Raw genomic sequence first — 20,186 nt, 5'->3', positions numbered from 1 at the left:
ATACACCGAACCCGAGCCGAAACCGCTGGACGATCACCACCATGATGAGGAATGCACGTGTCCCTTCTGCGAGGGTCAGCTGGATCACGGGAAAAAGGAATTCTGCCGGGCCTGCCAATTGGAATTCGAGGACTGTCCGGCCTGCGGCGGATTGAGCAAGGCGGGGTCGGAGACGTGCGTCACCTGCGGCGCTCCCATGAAAAAAAACGAGGGATCCGAGGCCGGATGAACGCCCCGGGCCTCGAAGACCGGATCCTCGACCTCAAAGCGCGCCGGAACGCGGTCATCCTGGCCCACAACTATCAGATCGGCGAGGTCCAGGACATCGCCGACTTCGTCGGCGACTCTCTCGAACTCAGCCGCAAGGCCGCCGGACTGTCCCAGGACGTCATCGTGTTCTGCGGCGTCCATTTCATGGCCGAGACGGCCGCCATGCTGGCTCCGGACAAGACCGTTCTTCTGCCGGATGGGACCGCGGGATGTCCGATGGCGGACATGATCACCGCCGGAGAGCTTCGCAATTGGAAAGCCCGATATCCCGGGAGAAAAGTCGTCTGCTATATCAACACGTCGGCCGAAGTCAAGGCCGAATCCGATGTCTGCTGCACGTCGTCCAACGCCGTTCAAATCGTCGAATCCATCCCGGACGACGAAATTCTGTTCGTTCCGGACAAGAACCTGGCCGCTTATGTGGCCCGCGAGACGGGCAAGACGATCCGGGCCTGGGACGGCTATTGTTATGTTCACCATCGCTTGAGCGCGGCGGACATCCGCGGGAAAAAACGGCTTCATCCCGGAGCCGAGGTCTGGGCTCATCCCGAGTGCCCGGCCGACGTTCTCGATGCCGCCGACCGCATCTTTTCCACGGGAAAAATGGTCGCGGAAGCCCGGGTCACGAAGGCGACGACGGTCATCCTGGCCACCGAGGCGGGCCTCGTCCACCGGCTGAAGAAGGAAAACCCGGACAAGAATTTTTTTCCGGCCTCTGACGCGTCGCTGTGTTCCAACATGAAAAAGACGATGCTCGAAAAAGTCTGTCGTTCCCTGGAAAGCATGGATGGGCGCGTTGTTGTCCCGGCCGATATCGCCGCCCGGGCCCGGGGCGCCATTGACGCCATGCTGGCCGTTTGAAGGAGGATTTCATGAACGCAAACATCAAACTTCAACCCCATCAGGTCCTGGCCGTGGCCATCCATTCTGAAATCGACGCCGCGGCTTTTTATAGAAAACTCCGGACCAAGGTCAAAAACGAGGTGCTTCTGCAGAAACTGGATTTTCTGATTTTCGAGGAACTCAAGCACAAGAAAATCCTGGAAAAGCTTTTTTCCCAGCGTTTCCGCGGCCGAAAGGCCGATGCGCCGAAAAAAGCCCTGATGCCTCCCATTCAGGCCTCGGTCGGTCCGAAGCCGTCCGTTTTCGATCTCTTCAAGGCCGCCCTGACCGCGGAGAAAGAAGCCGAGGCCTTCTACAACAAGGCCGCGCGGAGCCTCGACGACGATCTGTCCCGCAATCTTCTCTCCTACCTCGGTCGTGTCGAACGGAGCCATCAGGCCATCATCCGGTCGGAAATCGATCTCCTGCGCCAGTTTCCGGACTCCTACAAAGTTCAGGACTTTCACCTCGGCCAGGATCTCTTTCATATCGGACCCTGAGCCGGCCGGCGTCCCGGACGGGAGGGGGGAAAGGAGAATCCGATGTTTCGACACAGTTGGCGGGTCGGCCGCATTTTCGGAATCGACATCCAGGTCGACTCGAGCTGGGTTTTGATTTTCATTCTCTTTACATGGTCTCTTGCGGGAAACTACTTTCCCCGAAGCTTTCCCGGCTGGCCGCCGGGCCTGTACTGGGCCGTAGGCGCCCTGACCAGCCTCATGGTCTTTGTTTCCGTTTTGATCCATGAACTGTCCCATTCCCTGGTCGCCATTCGCAACGGCGAAAGCGTCAAGAATATCACGCTCTTCATTCTCGGCGGCGTCGCTCAGATCAGCGGAGAACCCAAGGAGCCCGGCAAGGAGTTTTCCATGGCCGTCGTCGGCCCCCTTTCCAGCTTGGCTTTGGCGGCCGGATTTTTCCTTCTCTCCGGGCCTCTCATGGCCCTGAGCGTCCCCATCGGGGCTTCGGTCCGCTATCTGGCCATCATCAACACCGCCCTGGCCGTTTTCAATATGATGCCCGGTTTCCCCATGGACGGCGGCCGCGTCTTTCGGTCCATCATCTGGAAAATCACGGGGGATCTGAAGAAGGCGACCCGCATCGCCTCCCTGACCGGACAGGGATTCGCCTTTTTCCTGATTTTCATCGGCATTCTCCAGTTTCTGCGGGCCAATTTCGGCGGTCTCTGGCTGATCTTTATCGGATGGTTTCTTCACAGCGCCGCGGCCCGGAGCTACGAACAGGTTCGCATCACCTCGGCTCTTGATGGGCTGAAGGCCCGGGACCTCATGACCTCCGACTTCGCCACGGTGAGTTCCCGGCTGCCTCTTCAGTCGCTGGTCGACGATTACATCCTCAAGCGCAAAGAGAGGGTTTTCCTGGTCGTCGACGGCGAGGAGCTCGAGGGGATTGTCTGCCTTGAAGATGTCAAACGGGCGGCGCGGGAGACATGGGCCGAGTCCGATGTTCGAAGCGTCATGACCCCGAAAGACAAGCTGGAATCCGTCGGTCCCGATACGGAAGGGAGCAAGGTCCTTGAAAAACTGGCCGGTCTGAACGTTCACCAAATTCCCGTCGTCGAACATGGGCGGGTCGCCGGCATCGTCTGCCGGAACGATCTTCTCAAGACCATCCAGCTCCGATCCGAACTCGGGATGTGAAGGCCGGGTCGTGGAACATTCCCCGGATGCCGTCGCCACGATCGTCTCCCGTCTGAGGCGGCGCTATCCGCAAAGCCGGACGGCCCTGGGATTCGAGACGCCGTTCCAGATCCTTGTCGCCACCATCCTCGCGGCGCAGTGTACGGACGAACGCGTCAACACGCTGACGCCTGCTCTTTTTCGAAGATATCCGACAATCGAAGCCTTCGCCTCCGCCGACCGGGAAGAGCTCGAGCGGATGATCCGCCCGGCCGGTTTTTTCAGAAACAAAGCCAAACATATCGTCGGATCGGCCCGAGTCGTCGTCGAACGTTTCGGCGGCCGTGTGCCCGGGACCATGACCGACCTTTTGACTCTTCCGGGAGTGGCCCGCAAAACGGCCAATATTGTCCTTTCGGCGGCCTTCGCCCGGTCCGAGGGGATTGCCGTGGATACTCACGTCCGCCGCATCGCCGGCCGTCTCGGCTTGAGCGCCCGGAAGAATCCCGACGGGATCGAGCGGGACCTCATGGCTCTCATTCCCGAAAAGGACTGGTTGGACTTCAACTTCATGGTTGTCGAATTCGGCCGCGAAATCTGCCCGGCTCGCAAGCCGCGATGTCCCGAGTGTCCGCTTCGGGACCTTTGTCCTTCCGCCGGAGCGGCCGCGGAACGAAAGCTTTTCGGGGAAAAGCGGCCGTGATTCGGGGGGCCGGCTTCTGGAAGAGCCTCGAAGGAGGCCGTGTTTCCTGTTTTCTGTGTGCTCACCGCTGTCTTGTGGCCCCCGGCAAAACGGGAATCTGCGGTGTCCGGAAAAACGACGCGGGCCGATTGATGACACGGGCCTACGGTGAGGCCGTTGCCGCCCATATCGACCCCATCGAAAAAAAACCTTTGTTCCATTATCTGCCCGGTACGACCTCTCTGTCGCTGGCGGCCGCCGGCTGCAATTTCCGCTGCTCTTTCTGCCAGAATTGGCGGATTTCCCAAGCGACCAAAAAGGGAAGTCCGGGAGATCCAAAGGCCTTTCCCCTGGCCCCGGAAGACGCCGTCCGGGAGGCCGAAGTTCATGGCTGCAAAAGCCTCTCCTACACTTATACCGAGCCGACGATCTTCTATGAATATGCCCGCGATATGGGGCGGCTGGCCCGCGAACGCAGACTGGGGAATGTTTTTGTCACCAACGGTTACCAGACCCCGGAAGTCCTGGAGGATGCCGCGACTTGGCTTGACGCCGCCAATGTCGACCTCAAGTTTTTCGATGACCGGACGTACAAAAAGATCTGCGGCGCCCGTCTGGACCCCGTCTGTGAAACCATCCGTCACCTTTTCAGGCTGGGGATCTGGATCGAGATTACGACGCTTGTCGTTCCGGGGCTCAACGACTCGGAGGAGGAGCTCCGACGGATCGCCGGTTTCATCGCCGGGATCGATCCGGGCATCCCCTGGCATGTCAGCCGTTATCATCCGGATTATGTCTACAACGATTCGCCGCCGACCCCTCATTCCGTTCTTCGCCGGGCCCGGGTCTTGGGTCAAGCGGCCGGTTTGCGCTATATTTATATAGGGAATGTTCCGGGCGAGGGAGAGGACACCCTGTGTCACGCCTGCGGGACGACCCTCGTCGCGCGGCGGGGTTTCCGGGTGCTGTCCTTGCGGCTCCGGGACGGTCTCTGCCCCGACTGCCGGACCCCGGTTTCCGGAGTCTTCAAGGAATTTGAGAAATGAGCCAAAAAACGCCACCCGCTTCCGAGACCCAGGTCATTTATTCCATGGTCGGTGTCGGACGCATCCACCCGCCCAATCGGCATGTCCTTCGCGACATCTCGCTCGGTTTCTACTACGGTGCCAAGATCGGTGTTCTCGGCTTGAACGGCGCGGGAAAATCGACTCTCCTCCGCATCATCGCCGGCCTCGATCAGGAATATATCGGGGAGATCGCGGCAACCAAGGGCTATTCGGTCGGCATGCTGGAGCAGGAGCCGGCTCTCGATTCCGGGAAAACCGTCATCGCGACGGTGCGCGAGGGCGTGCAGCCCGTCGTCGACCTCCTGGCCCGTTACGACGCCGTCAATGCCGGATTCGACACGCCGGACGCCGATATCGATGTGCTGGTGGCCGAACAGGCCAAGCTGATCGAGGAGATTGAACGGTTGGACGCCTGGAATCTCGACAACCACCTTGACATCGCCATGGAAGCGCTGCGTTGTCCTCCGCCCGACACGTCCGTCTCCGTCCTGTCCGGCGGGGAACGCCGCCGTGTCGCACTGACGCGTCTGCTTCTCATGGAACCCGACATTCTGCTTCTCGACGAGCCGACGAATCACCTGGACGCTGAGTCCGTGGCCTGGCTCGAACGCCATCTCCAGAAATACAAGGGCACGGTCATCGCCGTCACCCATGACCGCTATTTCCTGGACAATGTGGCGGGCTGGATCCTGGAGCTTGATCGCGGCCGCGGCATTCCCTGGAAGGGCAATTATTCGTCCTGGCTCGAACAGAAAAGCGCCCGGCTCGCCCTGGAAGAAAAATCCGAATCGCGGCGTCTCAAAACTCTGGCCCGCGAGCTGGAGTGGATTCGGCAGTCACCCAAAGCCCGCCAGGCGAAAGGCAAGGCCCGCGTCACCGCTTACGAAGAGCTCCTCAGCCGGGAATACGAAAAGGTCCGGGACGAACAGGAAATTCCGATTCCGCCCGGTCCGCGCCTGGGGGATGTGGTTGTCGAATTCGAGGATGTTTCCAAAGCCTACGGAGACCGGTTGCTGATTGAAAGCCTGACCGTCGGTTTCCCGCCGGGTTCGATCGTCGGAATAATCGGTCCCAACGGGGCCGGAAAGACGACCCTGCTCAGGATGATTGTCGGATTGGAAAAACCCGACGGCGGCCGCGTGCGGATCGGCGAGACGGTCAAGACGGCTTATGCGGACCAGTCGAGAAGTCTCGATCCGGCCAAGACGGTGTTCGAGGAGATCACGGGAGACGCCCCGGTGCTGATGATCGGCGGCCGGGAACTCAACTCACGGGCTTATTGCGCGTCGTTCGGTTTCGGCGGATCGGATCAGCAGAAGAAGGTCGATGCGCTTTCGGGAGGGGAGCGGAATCGTGTTCACTTGGCCAAGGCGCTGTCCGAAGGGGCCAATGTTCTTCTTCTCGATGAACCCACCAATGATCTTGATGTCAACACTCTGCGGGCCCTGGAGGACGCTCTCTTGAGTTTCGCCGGTTGTGTTGTCGTCGTCAGCCACGACCGTTGGTTTCTCGACCGCGTCGCCTCCCACATCCTGGCCTTCGAGGAAGACGGCGGGCTGGTCTGGATCACCGGCAATTACTCGGAGTATCACGAGGATCTTCGGCGCCGCCGAGGGGTGGCGGCGGATCAGCCGCATCGGCATCAATACAAAATCCTCAAACGATGAAGGCCGAGACTGTGCGTGAAAATGCTGTGTTTTCACCCTTCGGGCGTGCCGATCTCACCATTCCGGCATCGTCGCACCTTTATGTGCTCACAAGGAGGATTCCGCGGGGCGCAGGGGGGATCCCGGAGCAAGCCGTCGGAGGGTCGAGCGGGCATGGATCCGAGACTGAAGGTCGAGGAGAGCGAGACCCGGAGCCGGAGTGGGCGGGACTCGCCGGGGCCCGGACACGTCTTGTGAAGGGATTCACCCGAGCCCAAAGAGCGGAAGCCGACGCAGCATGCAATCTCGACCCGCGCACAGCCTCGGAAGATAGATAGAGGGGACAAAATGACGGCTGAAGGGTATGAATATCTGCCGCATCCGGCCGACGCCAAATTCCGGGCCCGGGGCAAAACTCTTGAGGAAGCTTTTGCCAACTCCGCCCGGGCCCTGACCGGACTGATGTGGGATTGCCGCGGGATCGAGGCCTCGACCGAAATTCCCGTTGAGGTTGACGGCCTGGATCGGGAACAGCTTCTCGTGAAATTTCTGTCCGAAATTCTCTTTCTTCTGGACACCCGCGGGTTTCTTCTGTGTTCGGTCGGCGATCTGTCCATCGATGAAAAACAGGTCTACCGGCTTCAAGCCGTATTCCGCGGCGGCGAGATTTCGAGCGGCGCCGAAATTTACGGCTCAGTCAAAGCCGTCACCTACAGCGAGCTGAAAGTCGAGCGCGCCGATACCGGCGAGTGGTCGATCCAAGTTGTCGTGGATGCGTGAGGTGAAATGATGACTCTGCGAAAAATAAATGCGTGGACATGGGAAATCCCCCAAGAGGGGGACATGAGGGTTCCGGTCCGGATTTATGCATCGGACGGACTTCTGGAAGCGGCCAAGAAAGATCTCACGCTTCAACAGGCGCGGAATGTGGCCTGCCTGCCCGGCATCCAACGTATGTCCTATGTCATGCCTGATGCCCACCAGGGTTACGGTTTTCCCATCGGAGGCGTGGCCGCCTTCGACACCGAGGACGGCGTCATCTCTCCGGGCGGCGTCGGATACGACATCAATTGCGGCGTCCGCCTTCTGCGAACGGATTTCACGGAAGAGGAGATCGCTCCGAAAAAGAAAGACCTCATGGCCGGCATTTTCCGGGATGTTCCCTCCGGCGTGGGGAAGGGAGGGGAGAAAATCGGGCGAGGAGTTCTTCGGGATATTCTGACGCGGGGGTCCGCCTGGGCCGTTGCCGAAGGATATGGAACGAAGAACGATCTGGAACGGACCGAGGAACGAGGTCGCATGATGGACGCCGATCCCGACGCGCTTTCCGACAAGGCTCTGGAGCGGGGGCTGCCCCAGCTTGGAACGCTCGGAGCGGGCAACCATTTTTTGGAAATCCAGAAAGTCGACCACATCTTCGACGAGGCGGCCGCCCGGACCTTCGGCCTTGACGGGAAAGGACGGGTTTGCGTCATGATTCATTGCGGAAGCCGCGGTCTGGGCCATCAGGTCGCCTCGGATTATATCGAGATCATGAAGGATGCCCGCGGTGTCGAGGGATTGCCCGATCGCGAACTCGTCAACGCCCCCTTCCGTTCCGCTCTCGGCCGCAGATACTATGGGGCGATGTGCGCGGCCGTCAACTACGCCTTTGCCAACCGGCAGATGATCGCGCACCGGGTCCGGAACGTTTTCGCCCGGGTTATGGGAAACGCCGAGGGCATGGACCTGGTTTATGACGTCTGCCACAATGTCGCCAAGGTCGAACGTCACCGCGTCGCCGGCGACCTCGAAAAGGAACTCTGCGTCCACCGGAAAGGAGCCACGAGAAGCTTCGGCCCCGGCCGCCCGGAAATCCCCGCCGTCTATCAATCCTCCGGCCAGCCGGTCCTCATCCCCGGCAGCATGGGGACCTCCTCCTATGTTTTAGCGGGGACGCGCGAAGCCGAGGCCCTGAGTTTCGGGTCGACGGCCCACGGAGCCGGCCGCCGGATGTCCCGCCACGAAGCTCTGCGCCGCTTTCGCGGCGAACGCATCCGTGACGACCTGGCCCGCAAGGGAATCCTGCTGTTTTCAACAAGCTGGAAAGGTGTGGCCGAAGAAGCCTCAGAGGCCTACAAGGATGTCGATGACGTGGTGAAGGTCTCCCATGAATCCGGGCTCGGCCGCCTTGTGGCCCGCGTCGTTCCCGTCGCCGTCATGAAGGGCTGATTGGATCGATTCACGAGCCGAGGCCGGCCGGGACAAAAAAGGGGGGAATATGGTATGATAACCCGCTGAAAGTTCAGGGTTGATTCCGCGTTCGGAGGGTTTTTATGTGCGGCATTGTCGGATACTTGGGACGGGGCGATATGCGCGGCGTTCTTCTCGAAGGGCTGCGGAAACTGGAATACCGGGGATACGACTCGAGCGGCATCGCCGTTATCGGGGGTTCACACGAGGCGCCCGCCGTTCTGAGACATCGGGCCGAGGGCCGGATCTCCGCGCTCGAGGCCTCGCTGCCCGAGACATTTTTCCCGCCCGGCCTCCCGGGAGACAGCATAAAAACGGGGATCGCCCATACCCGTTGGGCAACCCACGGCCGCCCGTCCGAAGACAATGCTCATCCCCACGCCGACTGCCGGGACACCATCGTCCTCATCCATAACGGCATTATCGAAAACCACGCCGAGCTCCGGGCGGAACTCCACGGCCATCTCTTTCGTTCGGAGACCGATACCGAAGTCGTCTGCCATCTTCTCGAATCCGTTTACCGCGGCGATATGAAGGAGGCCCTGGAGATCGTCCTGCCCCGTCTCGAGGGATCCTTCGCCTTCGTCATCATGTCGGCCATGGAACCCGGCAAACTTTATTTCGCCCGGCGTCACAGTCCTCTGGTCATTGGTTTGGGGGAGGGCGAAACCTTCATCGCCTCCGACGTCACGGCGCTTCTGTCCCGGACCCGGCGGTTTCTTTTTCTCGAAAACGGCGATTACGGTTTGGCGACGCCTGAGGGGGCTTCGATATTCGGCATTGAGGACCGGAAGGCCCGCAGCCGAACCGAAGCGACCATCACCTGGGATCCGGCCACGGCCGAAAAATCGGGTTTTCCCCATTTCATGCTCAAGGAAATCCATGAACAGCCTCAGGTTCTGAGAGAGAATCTTCAGGCCCGGGTCTTCGGCGGCTGCGTCGATTTCGGCGGGGAAACGGCGCCCTTGCAGGATAAGTTCAGGAGTCTGGACAAGTTGATCATGATCGCCTGCGGCACATCTTATCATGCCGCGCTCGTCGGAAAGTATGTGTTCGAGAGCCTTCTCCGAATTCCCGTCGAGGTCGACATTGCCTCGGAATTCCGGTACCGGGACCCCGTGGTTGCGCCGGGATCCCTGGCTGTGCTGATTTCCCAGTCCGGGGAGACGGCCGACACCCTGGCCTGCCGGGAAGTCCTGAAGGACCGCGGCGTTCCCGTGCTCGGCATCTGCAACGTTCCGGGGTCTTCCCTGGCCCGGGACGCCGACGCGACGATCTTTACCCGCTGCGGTCCCGAAATCGGTGTCGCTTCGACCAAAGCCTTCACCGGACAACTCGTCTGCCTGTATCTACTGGCCGTTCATATGGCCGACCTGCGCGGCTCGGCCCGCACGGCGGAAGCGGAGGCCATGCTGGATTCCCTCGTCCGCACGCCGGCCCATATCGAGCGCATTCTCTCGGATACCCGCGAGGTCGAAGCGCTGGCCCGCCTTTACCGGGACAAGCGCGATTTTCTCTATCTCGGCCGGGGCGTCAACTATCCCATCGCACTCGAAGGCGCCCTCAAGCTCAAGGAAATCTCCTATATTCATGCCGAGGGCTATCCGGCCGGAGAAATGAAACACGGCCCCATCGCCCTCATCGACGGAGATATGCCGGTCGTGGTTATCGCCACCCGGGGCTCCCTGATGCAAAAAATCCTCTCCAATCTCGAGGAGGCCAAGTCGCGGGATGCGCGGGTCATCGCCCTGGTCAACGCCCTCCCGTCCGGAAACGGGAGCATCGATCATCCCCTTGTCGTTCCGGAAGTTCATGAACTCGTCTCCCCGCTGATCAATGTCGTGCCTCTGCAGGTCCTGGCCTATCGGATCGCCGATCTTCTCGGCCGGGATGTCGACATGCCGCGAAACTTGGCGAAAAGCGTCACGGTGGAATAGCCATGCGCGTTCTTCTGGCCGGGTACAATGTCGACGCCGAGGTTCTCGAGGCTCTGAAGAGCAGCCGGCAGACGAGGGACGATGTCACGCCCGAAACCCTTTCGGCCGCGTACGCCCGCATTTCCCGGGATCCCCGCCCGGTCGATGAACTGCGCCGGGCGGCGCGGGCCGAAGTCGAAAGAGCCCGCAAATCCAATCGAACCATCATTTTCAAAATGGGCCACCATTCCGTGGCCGAACACGCCGTTTTCAATTTTGATGTCATCGGCGTCAGCCGCCTGGCCGTCGAGGCGCTGGAAAGATTCCGGCTCTGCTCGTTTACGGAAAAGTCCCAGCGCTACATTGCCCTGGGAGACGACTTTGTGATTCCGGCGGAAGTCCGGAACGCCGGCCTGGAAAAGCCGTTCTCCGAGATGATCGGCGCCCAAAATGCGCTCTATCACGAGCTTTTCAAGCGGCTTCGGCCCTATTTCCTGGAAAGGCATCCCGGAGAAGCCGCGGATCCGGCCCATCTTCCCATTCTGGAGGGATGGGCCAAGGAAGACGCCCGCTATGCCATCGGGTTGGCCGCCGAGGGCCAACTCGGAATGACTTTGAACGGCCGCAACCTGGAGCTTGTGATCCGGCGTTTCGCCGCTCATGAGCTTGAGGAGGTTCGGGAATTGGGCCGCAGATTCTGCGATCTTGCGGCGAAGGTCGCCCCGTCCATCGTCCTTTTTACGGAGGCCTGTGCCTTCGACTCCGGGACGCGCATCGATTTTGCCGCGGAAGCGGAGAGCCGGGACCTGCTTCAGCCGGGACCCGGAGACATCTCCCCGCTCCGGCGGGCCGGGGATGGTGTCCGGCTGGTGGAGTATCCCGCCGAGGGTGACGAAATCATTCTGGCTTCGCTCATCCATTCCCTGTCTTCGGTGCCGTTTTCCGAAATCCGGACCCGCGTGCGGGCCTTGGGACAGGAGGAGAAGCTAGGACTTTTCCGCCGGACCTTCGAGCGCATGGAGTTTTTCGATTTTCCTCTTCGCGAGTTCGAATTCGCCGACCTGACCTTTGAGCTTATCGTGTCCGCATCCTGTTTCGCCCAGCTCAAGCGCCACCGCATGGCCACCCTAACGGTTCAGAGATACGATCCGTCGCTCGGCGTCACCGTTCCCCAGTCCATCCGTGATATCGGGGGCGAGGACGCTTTCCGGGATCTCACAGCCCGCACGGAGGAAACCTGGGATCTCCTGAGGCGCCGCCTCGTTCCGCCCGCCGCGGCGGATTATGTGCTGACGAACGCCCACCGCCGCCGGGTGCTGTTCAAGGTCAATGTCCGCGAACTCTATCATGTTTCGAGATTGCGGGAAGACGCCACGGCTCAATGGGACATCCGGGCGGTTGTGGAACGCATGAAGCATCTTGCGGAAGGCGTCCTTCCCCTGTCCTGTTTTTTGCTCGGCGGCAAAGACGCCTATCCGAAGATCTACGAGAGGGTCTTCGGAAAGCGCCCGGCCATGGAGCCGCCGCGCCTGTTTAAATAGGGAAGGTCAGACGATGCCCCGGTCTCTGAGCCGGGCGATCTCTCCGTCGTCGAAACCCAATTCCTTCAAGATCGTCGCCGTATGTTCGGAAAGATGCGGCGGCGGTGTCCCGACTCCGGCGGGCGTCTTTCCGAACTTGGCCGTCATGTTGAAAAGCTTGACTTCCCCGATGCCTTCGACGGAGACCGAGGCCAGCGTTTTCCGGTGTTCCACCTGGGGTGACGAAAGAGCATCCTCAAGCGTGAGAATCGCTCCCGACGGGATGCCTCGGGCGTTGAGGATTTCCACCCATTCGTCCGTATCCTTTTCGGCCAGCCGGGCTTCGAGAAGCGGCGTCAGCTCATCGCGGCGGGCCTTGCGGGTATCCCGCTCCTTGAAGCGGGAATCATCCTTGAGCCCGGAAAGCCCCAGGATATCGGCCAGATCCTCCCACTGCTCCTGCTTGTTGGCGGCGATGTTGATGAATCCGTTCCGCGTCCGGAAGGTGCCCGAGGGCGCCGCGGTGAAATTGTCGTTGCCGAGAAGCTGGGGCGGCTGGCCTCCGATCAGAAGATTGGCCGCCACCCAGCCCATGAGGGGCATGATGGAGTCCAGAAGGGCGACGTCGATGAACTGGCCTTCTCCCGTGCGTTCCCTGTGGTAGAGGGCGGCCATGACGGCGAATGCGGCGTTCAGGCCGCCGACCGTGTCACAGAGGGGAAATCCGGCCCGCAGCGGGTTCAATCTTCTATCGCCGTTGACGGCCATGACTCCGCTCAATCCCTGGATGATCTGGTCATAAGCCGGCTTGTGGGCGTCCGGCCCGTCGGCGCCGAAGCCGGATATCGCACAATAAATGAGGCGGGGATTCAGGGCGGCCAAGGCGTCGTATCCCAGACCCAACCGGTTCATGACATCGGGCCTGAAGTTTTCGACCAGAACGTCGGCCGTCGCGGTCAGCTTTCTGAAAATCTCCTTGGCTTCCGGGTTCTTCAGATTCAATGTCAGGGATTTCTTGTTGGCGTTCTGGGCCAGAAAACTTGTCCCCATCAATTTCCGATTGTATTCGGGCACACAGCCGAGTTTGCGGGCCAGATCGCCGTCGACCGGGTTTTCGATTTTGATGACTTCGGCGCCGAGCCAAGCCAGGTGCAGTGTGGCAAACGGGCCGGCCAGGACGTTGGTCAGGTCGAGGACGCGAATGCCTTGGCAGATGGTCATGAGTCTGTTCTCCGTGGGAAATCAAGCGGCCCTGTCCGATAAACAAGGCCGGGAAGTTCGCGGCTGAAAAATCGGGCGACATCCCGGGCCAGCTCGACGAGACCGTCGCAACGGATGTCCGGGCGGAATCCCATCCGCTGAAACATGTGGATCAGATCTTCGGTGGCGACGTTGCCCGCGGCCGTTTTCGTGAAAGGACAGCCGCCGAGACCTCCGAAGGCGGATTCAAAAGTCGTCACGCCGGCCTCGAAGGCCGCCCAGACGTTGGCCAGGCCCAGGCCGTAGGTGTTGTGAAAATGTGCGGCTGTTTCCACCCCGGGATCGAGTTCTTGAACAGCCCGGAAAAGCCGTACGACCTGGGCCGGGTGAGCGTGCCCGGCCGTGTCGGCGAGGCTGACGGCTCGAATTCCCGCCTCAAGGTAGGCGCGGACGATATCCAGAACCCGGGATTCGGGAATCGGCCCGTCGAATCCGCATCCGAATGCCGACTGCACGGAGGCCTGAACGATTTTGCCGGCCGCGGCGGCCTCGCGGGCCATGGCCGTGATTCTCTTCAGGGCTTCATCGACGGACATGCCGGTGTTTTTCCGGCTGTGGGTTTCACCGGCCGAGACGCCCATGCAGAACATCTCGACGCCGCAGGCCAAGCCGCGTTCGAGCCCCTTTTCGTTGAGGACAAGACCCGAGTAAAGGGGACCGTTCAACCCGCTTTTTCTCGGTCCGAGAGTCCGGAACAGCACATCCGTATCGGCCATTTGGGGAACCTTGCCGGGATGGACGAACGAACCGAGCTGGAGGATGTCCATGCCGGCCGCGGCCGATTGTTCGGCCCAGCGGATTTTCCGATCTGTCGGAACGATCGTCGATTCGATCTGCAGTCCGTCTCTCAGACCGACTTCATGAAAGCGCATCTTTCAACCTCTTGACACCCATGCCAAGAATCGTTCAGGCCTCATCGAGGATGAAGACCCGTCGGCCGCGGACTTCGATCCGCCCCTCGAAAAACAAGCGCACGGCCTCGGGGTAGATGCGATGTTCCTCGACCAGGATGCGGGCGGCCAGCGTGTCTTCGGTGTCATCCTGTTTGACGGGAACGACCGCCTGAAGAACGATCGGGCCCATGTCCACCTCAGGGGCCACAAAATGGACCGTGGCGCCCGAATAACGAACACCCCACTCGATCGCTTTTCTTTGAACGTGGAGCCCGGGAAAGGCGGGAAGGAGGGCGGGATGAATGTTCAGGATCCGATTCCGGAAAGCTTCGCAAAAGCCGGGGGTGAGAACCCGCATATATCCGGCCAGGCAGATGAGATCGATATGCCTGCGACGGATCTCGTCGGCCAGGGCCAGATCGTAGCTTTCCCGGTCGGCAAAGGCCTTGGGGTCGAGATGGAGCGTTTCGAGTCCCAGGAGGCGGGCCGCCGCGAGACCGGGGGCCTCCTCCTTGTTGCTGAAGACCAGAACGATCGAAGCGTCGATGCGGCCGGCCGAGACGGCCTCTTGGATGGCCTGGAAATTCGAACCGCGGCCCGAAAGGAATATACCCAGACGTCCGGTTTTTTTGGGGCTGCGAAAGACGGTTTCGTTCATGGAGACTCTCCCGCCCGTTTTAAAATTTCACCGTGAGGCCGAGTTTCAGCGACACGCCGTCCAGAATGATTTCCACCGGCCGCACGGACCGGAACGTGTCGCCGGATGGCTCCGTCTCCCGGATTTGGATCTTGGTTTGCCAGAAGTCCACGGAGGGATTGTATTCCTCGAAGATGTAAAGAATCCCTTCCACCCTTTCCTTGTTTTCACCTTCGAACCCGTCGGCCCGGGCCTTCCGCCCCAGGATTTCCACAAAAAACCCGACGGTTTTCCCGGGCGCCGTGACCAGGCCGAGACCGGCCGCCAAACAGCGCCCCCCGCCCTTGGCCAATTGGGATGTCGGGTAAACATAACGAAGGTCATCGGGCTTCTTGCTGGTTTCCCGGTCCGCATATTTTGCGAAGATCCGACCGGCGCCGATCCGGGCATAAGCCAGGATGTTCCTGCCGATGGGTTGGAAAACATATCCGGAAACCGTCAGGGGAACCATGGAAATCTTGGTCGGACGTCCCTCGATCGTGACGACTCCGTTCCGGTCCCAAGTCAAGGGATAACGATTTTCCGGGATTTCTCCAAAGACATAGCCGGAGGCGACGCCGACCGCGAAGCGGGAGGAAATCCGGAGCAGGAGTTCTCCCTCGAAGTCGTAGGCGCTGCGAAGGCTCAGGTCTCCGGATTGTTCGACGGACCATCCCGAGACGGTGTCGGCCTGGAGTTTTTTAAAGGCCATCCAGTCGGAGAGGGCCGTATTGACGGAATCAAGCGGCATAAGACTGTATCCGCCCGAAAGCCTGAATCGAAGTTCCAGACCGGGAGTTTGGAGAGGGAAGGCGAGAAGGAACCCGACGGCCAGGATCCAGGCCCCCCATCGCATCGGGCGTCCGGTTTTCCGTTTTCGAATCCGCATCACGATATCCTGAAAAGATCCGGAATAGCCCGGGACCAGTGTTTTCGGATGTCCTCGACTTCGAGCCGCAGGAGTTCGGATCCCCCGTGGCGGATGATGAGGGCCTTCCCCCCGACCCGGCCGATCGCGGTTGCGGGGACGCCCGCCTTGCGGGCCGCTTTTTTGAGCCGGCCGAGATGATCCTTTTTGACCGTGACCACGATCCGGGAGTGGGTTTCTCCAAAGAGGAGAACATCCGCGGGGAGGCGATCTTCCAATTGCACATCGCAACCCCGTTTTCGAGATCCGAGAAGACAGCATTCGGCCAGGCACACGGCCAGACCGCCCTCGGAGACATCGTGGGACGAACGCAGCCATCCGGCCTCCGAGGCATCAAGGCACAAATCCTGGACCGCCTTTTCCGTTTTCAGATTCATTCGGGGAGGCCGCCCTCCATCGTGGCCGTGGAAAACCCGCAGATAAGCCGCGGCGCCCGGTTCGTTGGCATTGGCTCCGAGGAGAACGACGACATCTCCGGGCTTGTCGAAGCCGGGCCGGACGATTTTCCGGACGTCCTCGATCAGTCCGACGACGCCCACGACGGGAGTGGGGTGGACGGAGGCGCCTTCGGTGTCATTGTAGAAGCTGACGTTTCCTCCGGTGACGGGAATGCCGAAGGCGCGGCAGGCTTCGGCCATGCCTCCGACGACCTGCTCGAACTGCCACATGATCTCGGGTTTCTCGGGGTTGCCGAAATTCAGGCAATTGGTGACGCCGATGGGACGCGCGCCGACGCAGGCCAGGTTTCTGCAGGCTTCGGCGACCGCCGCCCGGCCTCCCGTTTTGGGATCCTGGAAAGCGTGGAAGGCATTGCCGTCCAGGGTCATGGCCAAAGCTCTCCGCGAGCCCTTGATGCGGACAACGGCGGCATCGGCGCCCGGCGGAAAGACCGTGTTGGTCTGAACCATGTGGTCGTACTGGCGAAAGACCCAGGACTTGTCGGCGAGGGCGGGTGAGGAGAGAAGAGTCAGGAGAGCCTCTCCGAAATTTTTCAAGGGCGGCCGTCTCGGAATCATCCTCTGCGTCTTTCGGGTTTCCGGCGAAGGCGCTTTGGCGGGCCTTCGGTAGACCGGACAGAGGTTGACGACGGCGTCGACCGGAATGTCGATCACTTCTTCGCCGTGAAAGCGGACCTTCAGGCGTCCGCCGACCTCAACCTTCCCGATGACGGGAGCCTCGAGATCCCACTTGGCGAAGACGTCTCTTACGGCCTCGATCTTGTCGGGTTCCGCGACGATGAGCATGCGCTCCTGGGATTCGGAAAGCATGATTTCGTAGGGGGTCATGCCCGCTTCCCGCTGGGGAACGCGGTCGAGGTCGATCCCGATGCCCAGATCCGATTTGGCGGCGATCTCCGTCGTGGAGCAGGTGAGCCCGGCCGCCCCCATGTCCTGGATGCCGACGATCAGGTTCCGGGACATGACCTCGAGGCAGGCTTCGAGCAGGAGCTTTTCCTTGAACGGGTCGCCGACCTGAACGTTGGGACGCTTGTGTTCGATGTCGTTTCCGAATTCGGCCGAAGCCATGGTCGCCCCGTGGATGCCGTCGCGACCCGTGAGGGCGCCGACATAGAGCACGGCGTTGCCCGGCCGCCCGGCTTTGGCATAGAAGATCCTATCCTTTTCGGCCAGCCCCAGACAAAAAACATTGATGAGAGGATTGAGCGCGTAACAGGGATGGAACGCGGTCTCCCCGCCCACCGTGGGCACACCGAAGGCGTTGCCGTAGCCGGCAATGCCCGAAACCACGCCTTCCATAATGGACCGGTTGGCCGGATTGTCCAGGGGGCCGAAACGCAGGGAATCCATGACGGCGACGGGCCGTGCGCCCATCGTGAAGATGTCCCGGAGAATCCCGCCGACTCCGGTGGCCGCGCCCTGGTAGGGTTCGATGTAAGACGGGTGATTGTGGGATTCGATTTTAAAAACCACGGCCAGTCCGCCGCCGATGTCGAGGACTCCGGCGTTTTCACCCGGGCCCTGGATGACCCGCGGGCCCCGGGTTGGGAGCTTTTTCAGGTGGGCTTTCGAGCTTTTATAACCGCAGTGCTCGGACCACATGACCGAAAAGATGCCGAGTTCGGTCAGATTCGGTTCCCGGCCGATCAGATCGACGATCAGGGCATATTCGTCGGCCGTGAGATTGTGACGTTCCAGAAGACCGGAGTCGATCATGACGGCCTCCGAGCCGTCCGGCGCCGGACGGCCGGGGAATCGGTGAGGGACTGGAAAACGAACCGTCCGTCCGTGCTTCCGAGCAGAGATTCCACGGCTCTTTCGGGGTGGGGCATCATGCCCAGGACGTTGCCCTCGGCATTGATGATTCCGGCGATTCCGTCCAGGGACCCGTTGACATTGGCCGCCTCATCCGTTTGACCTGAGGCGTCGCAGTAGCGGAAAACGATCCGGCCGTTGCCTTCGAGCCGCCGATGAACGGCCGGCGGAGCGTAATAATTGCCGTCGAAATGGGCGATCGGGATCCGGAGAACCTGTCCTTCGGCCGCCCGCCGGGTAAAAGCTGTTCCGGCGTTTTCGACACGGACATGGACGTGCCGGCAGATGAATTTGAGATTCTTGTTGCGGAGCATGGCCCCGGGAAGGAGGCCGAGTTCGAGGAGAATCTGAAAACCGTTGCAGATGCCCAGGACAAAGCCTCCCTTGCGGGCGAAACGCTTCACCTCCTGCATAAGGGGAGAAAACCGGGCGATGGCGCCCGAACGGAGGTAATCGCCGTAGGAAAAGCCGCCCGGGAGGACCACGCAATCCACACCCTGAAGATCGTGGTCCTTGTGCCAGAGATAGACCGTATCGCAGCCCAGGACGCTGTTCAAGGCGTGGAAGGTGTCGGCGTCGCAATTCGAGCCCGGAAACACGACGACACCGAAACGCATGTCCGTCACGATGTTTCGTCCGTCGCCGCGGTGTCCGAAAGGAGTTCCCAGGTGAACTTTTCGATGATGGGGTTGGCCAGCACTTTGCGGGCGACTTCGGGAACCAGCCGTTCCGCCTCATCCCGAGTCAGGCCGGTCAGGTCCAATTCGAAGACCTTGCCCTGGCGGACATTCTGAACGGCGTGATAGCCCAGCGTGAGAAGAGCGTTTTTCACGGCCTGGCCTTGGGGATCGAGAACGCTGTCCTTGAAGGCAACGAGAATTCTAGCTTTCATCGGCCAACACCTTTTTAAATATGGTATCGATTTTTTCGAGATAGGGATCCAGAGTGAAGCAGGCGGCGATCTCCTCGGGGGAAAGGCGTTGGGCGATTTCCGGGTCCGCCGCCGCCGACTGCCGGAAATCCAGATTTTCGTTCCAGGCCTTGAGACTGACGCGCTGGACGATCGCATAAGCCTGTTCCCGGGTCAACCCGGCCTGGGTCAGAGCCAGCAGGACGCCCTGGGAGAAAACCAGGCCGCGCGTGGCGTCGATGTTCTCGTTCATTTTTTTCGGCCGGACGGTCCAGTTCCCGACGATATCGGCGGTTTCAGCCAGAAGATAATCGGTGAGGATGAAGGCGTCGGGGAGGATGATCCGTTCGGCGGAGGAATGGGAGATATCGCGTTCGTGCCAGAGGGGGATGTTTTCGAGGGCAACCTGAAGATGGGAGCGAACGATGCGGGCCAGCCCGGATATTCTTTCGCAGCGAACCGGGTTTTTCTTGTGAGGCATGGAGGAGGAGCCTTTCTGGCCTTTTGTGAACGGTTCTTCGACCTCGCCGACCTCGGTTCTCTGGAGGTGGCGGATTTCCAGGGCGATTTTTTCCAGGCCGGTGACCAGAAGGGCCGTCGCGGACAGGACTTCGGCGTGACGGTCGCGCTGCAGGACCTGGGTCGAAATCCTGGCCGGCCTGAGCCCGAGTTTCCGCAGGGCGATTCGTTCGACGCGGGGATCCAGATGGATATAAGTCCCGACGGATCCCGAAATGCGTCCGACGGAAATGGCGGCGGCGGCCCGATCCAGGCGCTCCAAGTGGCGTTTGGTCTCTTCGAACCAGACGAGGATCTTGAAGCCGAAAGTGACGGGCTCGGCATGAACGCCGTGGGTCCGGCCGATACAGGGCGTCGTCTTGTGTTTGATCGCCTGACGGCGGAGAACTTTTTGCAGCTTGATGAGGCGTTTCCGGACAAGGGTCAGGGATTCGCGCATCAGAAGAGACAGAGACGTGTCGACGATGTCGTAGGAGGTCAACCCCATATGGATATATCTTGAATCGGGGCCGACGTTTTCGGCCACAGAGGTCAGAAAGGCGATGACGTCGTGTTTGACGGTTTTTTCAATGGCGTCGATGCGCTCCACGGAAAAATCGGCCTTTCTCCGGATTTGCGCCAGGGAGGATTTCGGGATCCGGCCCAGTTTCGCCCAGGCTTCGCAAACGGCCAACTCGACGTCCAGCCACTTCCGGTATCTGTTGGCGTCCGTCCAGACGGCGCCCATTTCTGGAAGAGTGTAGCGTTCAATCATGGGGGTCCGGCCTCGCTTTTTTTAGAGAAGTCATCTTATCAACACACACCCCCTAAAGTCAATTTCCCCTCCCGGAATTGTGCGTCGTAACACCGGTTTTAATTCTTTTTTCTCTATT

General features: G+C 60.6%; 18 protein-coding genes. 10 read left to right on the top strand and 8 right to left on the bottom strand.

The features are described from left to right. Positions 1-225: 225 nt before the first annotated feature. The 10 genes from nadA to SCM96_01745 all read left to right on the top strand — a co-directional run bounded on the left by nadA (position 226) and on the right by SCM96_01745 (position 11,876). Complete coding sequence (nadA, locus tag SCM96_01790; protein MDW7759352.1) at positions 226-1,131, top strand: quinolinate synthase NadA; 906 nt, start codon at positions 226-228, stop codon at positions 1,129-1,131. Positions 1,132-1,142: 11 nt separating this feature from the next. Further along, entirely contained in the window at positions 1,143-1,652 is a 510-nt protein-coding gene (locus SCM96_01785; GenBank protein ID MDW7759351.1) for a ferritin family protein, read from the top strand. Between the two features lie 42 nt (positions 1,653-1,694). Next, positions 1,695-2,813 carry a site-2 protease family protein gene (locus SCM96_01780; protein ID MDW7759350.1) on the top strand — a complete coding sequence of 373 codons (1,119 nt, stop codon included), beginning with the start codon at positions 1,695-1,697 and terminating at the stop codon, positions 2,811-2,813. Positions 2,814-2,823: 10 nt separating this feature from the next. After that, the gene (nth, locus tag SCM96_01775) at positions 2,824-3,495 is read left to right on the top strand and encodes an endonuclease III (GenBank protein ID MDW7759349.1); all 672 of its coding nucleotides are present in this window, start codon (positions 2,824-2,826) and stop codon (positions 3,493-3,495) included. Beyond that, on the top strand, positions 3,492-4,520 hold the full coding sequence (gene amrS / locus SCM96_01770) for an AmmeMemoRadiSam system radical SAM enzyme (GenBank protein ID MDW7759348.1): 1,029 nt from the start codon (positions 3,492-3,494) through the stop codon (positions 4,518-4,520). Before nth ends, amrS begins: the two co-directional genes overlap by 4 nt. Continuing rightward, entirely contained in the window at positions 4,517-6,208 is a 1,692-nt protein-coding gene (gene ettA / locus SCM96_01765) for an energy-dependent translational throttle protein EttA (GenBank protein ID MDW7759347.1), read from the top strand. Before amrS ends, ettA begins: the two co-directional genes overlap by 4 nt. A gap of 327 nt (positions 6,209-6,535) precedes the next feature. After that, positions 6,536-6,967 carry an archease gene (locus SCM96_01760; protein ID MDW7759346.1) on the top strand — a complete coding sequence of 144 codons (432 nt, stop codon included), beginning with the start codon at positions 6,536-6,538 and terminating at the stop codon, positions 6,965-6,967. A 6-nt stretch (positions 6,968-6,973) separates the two neighbouring features. After that, the gene (locus tag SCM96_01755; GenBank protein MDW7759345.1) at positions 6,974-8,398 is read left to right on the top strand and encodes an RtcB family protein; all 1,425 of its coding nucleotides are present in this window, start codon (positions 6,974-6,976) and stop codon (positions 8,396-8,398) included. 104 nt (positions 8,399-8,502) lie between these two features. After that, positions 8,503-10,356 (top strand): glutamine--fructose-6-phosphate transaminase (isomerizing), encoded by a 1,854-nt coding sequence (gene glmS, locus SCM96_01750; GenBank protein ID MDW7759344.1) that lies wholly within the window; start codon positions 8,503-8,505, stop codon positions 10,354-10,356. A gap of 2 nt (positions 10,357-10,358) precedes the next feature. Then, on the top strand, positions 10,359-11,876 hold the full coding sequence (locus tag SCM96_01745; protein ID MDW7759343.1) for an FAD-dependent thymidylate synthase: 1,518 nt from the start codon (positions 10,359-10,361) through the stop codon (positions 11,874-11,876). Between the two features lie 6 nt (positions 11,877-11,882). On the opposite strand, the gene SCM96_01740 is transcribed toward SCM96_01745, so the two are convergent. The 8 genes from SCM96_01740 to purB are packed head-to-tail and all read right to left on the bottom strand — an operon-like array spanning position 11,883 to position 20,068. Next, positions 11,883-13,076 carry a CaiB/BaiF CoA-transferase family protein gene (locus SCM96_01740; protein MDW7759342.1) on the bottom strand — a complete coding sequence of 398 codons (1,194 nt, stop codon included), beginning with the start codon at positions 13,074-13,076 and terminating at the stop codon, positions 11,883-11,885. Then, a complete protein-coding gene (locus tag SCM96_01735; protein ID MDW7759341.1) occupies positions 13,073-13,987 on the bottom strand; it encodes a hydroxymethylglutaryl-CoA lyase in 915 nt (304 codons plus the stop codon). Before SCM96_01735 ends, SCM96_01740 begins: the two co-directional genes overlap by 4 nt. Before the next feature lie 34 nt (positions 13,988-14,021). Further along, a complete protein-coding gene (purN, locus tag SCM96_01730; protein MDW7759340.1) occupies positions 14,022-14,666 on the bottom strand; it encodes a phosphoribosylglycinamide formyltransferase in 645 nt (214 codons plus the stop codon). Positions 14,667-14,685: 19 nt separating this feature from the next. Further along, positions 14,686-15,573 (bottom strand): hypothetical protein, encoded by an 888-nt coding sequence (locus SCM96_01725; GenBank protein MDW7759339.1) that lies wholly within the window; start codon positions 15,571-15,573, stop codon positions 14,686-14,688. Next, positions 15,573-17,786: a phosphoribosylformylglycinamidine synthase subunit PurL gene (purL, locus tag SCM96_01720; GenBank protein MDW7759338.1), complete on the bottom strand. Its 2,214-nt coding sequence runs from the start codon at positions 17,784-17,786 to the stop codon at positions 15,573-15,575. The genes SCM96_01725 and purL overlap by 1 nt, the downstream gene beginning before the upstream one ends. Next, entirely contained in the window at positions 17,783-18,502 is a 720-nt protein-coding gene (purQ, locus tag SCM96_01715) for a phosphoribosylformylglycinamidine synthase subunit PurQ (protein ID MDW7759337.1), read from the bottom strand. Before purQ ends, purL begins: the two co-directional genes overlap by 4 nt. Before the next feature lie 5 nt (positions 18,503-18,507). Next, positions 18,508-18,777 (bottom strand): phosphoribosylformylglycinamidine synthase subunit PurS, encoded by a 270-nt coding sequence (gene purS, locus SCM96_01710; protein MDW7759336.1) that lies wholly within the window; start codon positions 18,775-18,777, stop codon positions 18,508-18,510. Then, positions 18,767-20,068 carry an adenylosuccinate lyase gene (gene purB / locus SCM96_01705; GenBank protein MDW7759335.1) on the bottom strand — a complete coding sequence of 434 codons (1,302 nt, stop codon included), beginning with the start codon at positions 20,066-20,068 and terminating at the stop codon, positions 18,767-18,769. Before purB ends, purS begins: the two co-directional genes overlap by 11 nt. Positions 20,069-20,186: the final 118 nt, after the last annotated feature.

Source organism: Acidobacteriota bacterium (assembly GCA_033549365.1).
GTDB lineage: Bacteria > Acidobacteriota > Aminicenantia > Aminicenantales > Saccharicenantaceae > JAWSUF01.
The sequence above is the reverse complement of the archived record's forward strand: the minus strand, read 5'-3'. Positions and strand labels throughout refer to the sequence as shown.